The sequence below is a fragment of the Acinetobacter sp. YH01006 genome, assembly GCF_013420445.1.
GTDB lineage: Bacteria > Pseudomonadota > Gammaproteobacteria > Pseudomonadales > Moraxellaceae > Acinetobacter > Acinetobacter pseudolwoffii.
This window is the reverse complement of sequence record NZ_VOYB01000059.1, coordinates 1-3,090: the sequence shown is the minus strand read 5'-3', so window position 1 is coordinate 3,090 and position 3,090 is coordinate 1. Positions and strand designations below refer to the sequence as shown.

The window sequence follows — 3,090 nt, the reverse complement described above, 5'->3', positions numbered from 1 at the left end:
GTAAATTTTCAGCGTTGCTGGCTCCCCGTCAGCCGGATTGGGTTGCATCGCAGGGGTGTCGAAAGAGTCAACTGCGGTCCAAAGCTGTTGGACTTGGGTGAAAAGGGCGTTTATTCTTCCTATACGTCTCCAAAATCCAATACGAAACCATTTTTAGGGTTGCTGTCCTCGTGTTTAATTTTGCCAGCTAAAGTGACTCTTAACATATAAGTATGTCCATGAATGTTTCGGCAAAGACCGTCGTATCCTTTCAATGCGTGCGCCATGTCGAAGGTGAAGCACTTGGTAATTCTGATTGTATCCACGAATTTGATTGTTAGCTGTTACTTTATTCTAATTCAAAAATTTTCAGAAAAGAATGTCCGTCGTTTACTTGATCTACCATGTCGAAAACCGTGGTGGTTTTGATCATTTCTTTGAGATCAGCTTTGATGTTTTTGTATTTATGATGAACAGGGCAAGGGTTTACTTCTGAACATTTTTTCAAACCAAGAACGCACATCGTAAAGGCTACCTCACCATCAATGACCAAAACAATATCTTCAATGGAAATCGTTCTAATCTTCGCCTCCTCCATCTCAAAACCTCCCTGTGCTCCTTGAACGGAATAGATTATTTTTCCCTTGGCGAGTTTCTGAAGAATCTTTGCGGTGAAATATTCGGGTGAATCAATAGACTGTGCAATTTCTTTTAAACTGACACGCCTTTTTTCCATCGAATTAAGCGCTACAAAAATACAGGCACGAATGCCATACTCACATGCTTTTGTAAACATTGTTTTCGTAATTTTCGGTAAAAGTAGTGAAGTAATTTCAAAGTGGATAGATTAGTCTAATTTAAAATTGAAATTGATTGTAAAAACAGTGTATTTTAAGATCTTGGATTTGAGAAAAAAGATGATTTATCAGTTTGATCGAAAAGACAACAGGCATTCCTTCTATTGAAGTTGATTTGGTTCAGAACAGCATGTATATCAGAAAAACAGGGCTTCTTTATTATTTAAACAAGTTACAGAATTAAAGGCTGTATATCAAAGTGAACGCTACGATAAAAGAAGCACTTCGACAAAATAAAGGTTCGTGAAATTTAGATTTTTCCACCTTAGAAGAATAGCAAAAATGTTTTAGTGCCAGCACCTCAAAATAACGTTAACCCGAAAAAGCGAATCAGGATAACTTCTTAGTGAATTTTTTGACCGTAAAATTATACGCATTTTTAGAATCTGCTTCATGCACACGCAGCACCTCTTCATTCCAAAGCGAAAAATCGATGGAAGGAAAAAATGTATCCGCACCAAAAGTATGATCCACAAAGGTTATAAACATTTCATCAACCCTGTTTTTTTCTAAAGCCTCCTCATATATTTGTCCGCCACCAATGATAAAAACGGTTCTCTTATCTTCGTTCTCATAGTGTTTCAAGCAACCTTCCATGCTGTGAAAAACAGTACAATTCGGTGCTTCAAAAGCTGTATTCCGAGTTAATATTGCATTTTCCCGATTTGGAAGTGGACGAAACCTTTCAGGGATTGATTCGAAATTTTTCCTACCCATAACCACAATGTGATTCAGTGTAGTTTCTTTAAAAAAAAGCATATCGGCCGGTAAATGCCACATCAAATCGTTGTTTTTACCAATGCCCTTTTCAAGATCCATTGCAACTATCAAACTTACTTTCATGAAAAACGCTATTAGAAAAATGAATGTATTATAAAAGTATATAAATTGAAGCAATATATCACTTTTTGAAAGCAATAGATGGATTAAATTGGAAATAAATAGCTGTTTAAAGAGAAGCACGTTGTCGGCAGCGGGCCAAAAAGGAATACGTCCATGCCCATCGAGGTGAAACCGGCTGTGAGCGCGGGTTCAAGCATATAGCCCGACAGGCGCGTATCCTTGCCGATCACGACACGATGGCGGTGGTCACCGCGACGAAAGACACGGCCAGCCGCCATGCCGACGCGCAAGGCGGTTTCCGCCGTCATCGCGCCTTCGTTGGCTTTGCCACGAATACCGTCTGTGCCGAAATATTTGCGCACCATAAGGTCGATTATCCTGTCGTCGGGTCGCCCTCAAAGGGGACATGCCTGCTGAACCGCGAATATAGAGAAATATCCCGAATGTGCAGTTAACGAATTCTTGCGGTTTCTTTCAGCGCCGCCAATACCGCCAGCCCGTCGCGCAAGGGGCGCGGCTCGTGTGTGCGGATGAAGTCAGCTCCACCTGCGGCGGCGGCAAGCTCTGCAGCGAGTGTCGCGGCCCCGACATCCCCCGGACCACGGCCTGTGAGCGCGCGCAGAAAGGATTTGCGCGAAACAGACAGAAGCACCGGCAAATCGAAGCGCAGCCGCAATTCATCGAACCGCGCCAGCACCGAGAGCGAGGTTTCGGGAGCAGCCCCCAGAAAAAACCCCATGCCGGGATCAAGGACAAGGCGGTTGCGTTTGATACCGGCACCCGTCAGCGCCGCGATGCGCGCGTCAAAGAACGCCGCAATGTGATCCATGATGTCGCCAGCGGGTGCCTCGCGCCGATCTGCCTGCCCGTCTTGCACCGAATGCATAACGACGAGTTTGGCAGATGATTTCGCCAATTGCGGATAGAACGCAGCGTCTGGAAAACCGCGAATATCATTGAGATAGGCCACACCACGCGACAAGGCATAGGCTTGCGTCGCGGGTTGATAACTGTCGAGCGAGACGGGAATGCCATCTGCCTTGAGCGCGTCCAGCACCGGCGCGATACGCGCGATTTCTGTGTCGGACGAAACAGGCGCGGCGTCGGGATTGCTGGATGCCGGACCGAGGTCGATCACATCTGCCCCCTCGGCCATCAGCTTACGCGCCTGCGCAATGGCTGCGTCTGGCGCCAGATACCGGCCTCCATCGGAGAAACTGTCCGAGGTTATGTTGACGATGCCGAAAATGATGAGCGATTTATTCATGGGGGCTTCTATAATAATCTCTGTACACGACAAAAATAGATAACTCATTGAAATAATGTCACAATAATTGTTTTCTAACGACGAATACTATGACACATCTCAATGAGTTATATCTTATCTTAAACAAATCTCTAAAATGGAACA

5 protein-coding genes are annotated in these 3,090 nt (G+C 44.9%); all 5 read right to left on the bottom strand.

Annotation, left to right across the window (positions count from 1 at the left end; translation table 11 throughout):
• Positions 1–119: 119 nt before the first annotated feature.
• The 5 genes from FTT73_RS16640 to sul2 all read right to left on the bottom strand — a co-directional run bounded on the left by FTT73_RS16640 (position 120) and on the right by sul2 (position 2,946).
• On the bottom strand, positions 120–266 hold the full coding sequence (locus tag FTT73_RS16640) for a 6-carboxytetrahydropterin synthase (RefSeq protein ID WP_077252113.1): 147 nt from the start codon (positions 264–266) through the stop codon (positions 120–122).
• A gap of 62 nt (positions 267–328) precedes the next feature.
• On the bottom strand, positions 329–775 hold the full coding sequence (locus FTT73_RS15910; RefSeq protein WP_000494235.1) for an Rrf2 family transcriptional regulator: 447 nt from the start codon (positions 773–775) through the stop codon (positions 329–331).
• Positions 776–1,166: 391 nt separating this feature from the next.
• Positions 1,167–1,679 (bottom strand): trimethoprim-resistant dihydrofolate reductase DfrA36, encoded by a 513-nt coding sequence (dfrA36, locus tag FTT73_RS15905; RefSeq protein ID WP_024198497.1) that lies wholly within the window; start codon positions 1,677–1,679, stop codon positions 1,167–1,169.
• An 83-nt stretch (positions 1,680–1,762) separates the two neighbouring features.
• Positions 1,763–2,044 carry a hypothetical protein gene (locus FTT73_RS15900; protein WP_001323507.1) on the bottom strand — a complete coding sequence of 94 codons (282 nt, stop codon included), beginning with the start codon at positions 2,042–2,044 and terminating at the stop codon, positions 1,763–1,765.
• An 86-nt stretch (positions 2,045–2,130) separates the two neighbouring features.
• A complete protein-coding gene (sul2, locus tag FTT73_RS15895) occupies positions 2,131–2,946 on the bottom strand; it encodes a sulfonamide-resistant dihydropteroate synthase Sul2 (RefSeq protein WP_001043260.1) in 816 nt (271 codons plus the stop codon).
• Positions 2,947–3,090: the final 144 nt, after the last annotated feature.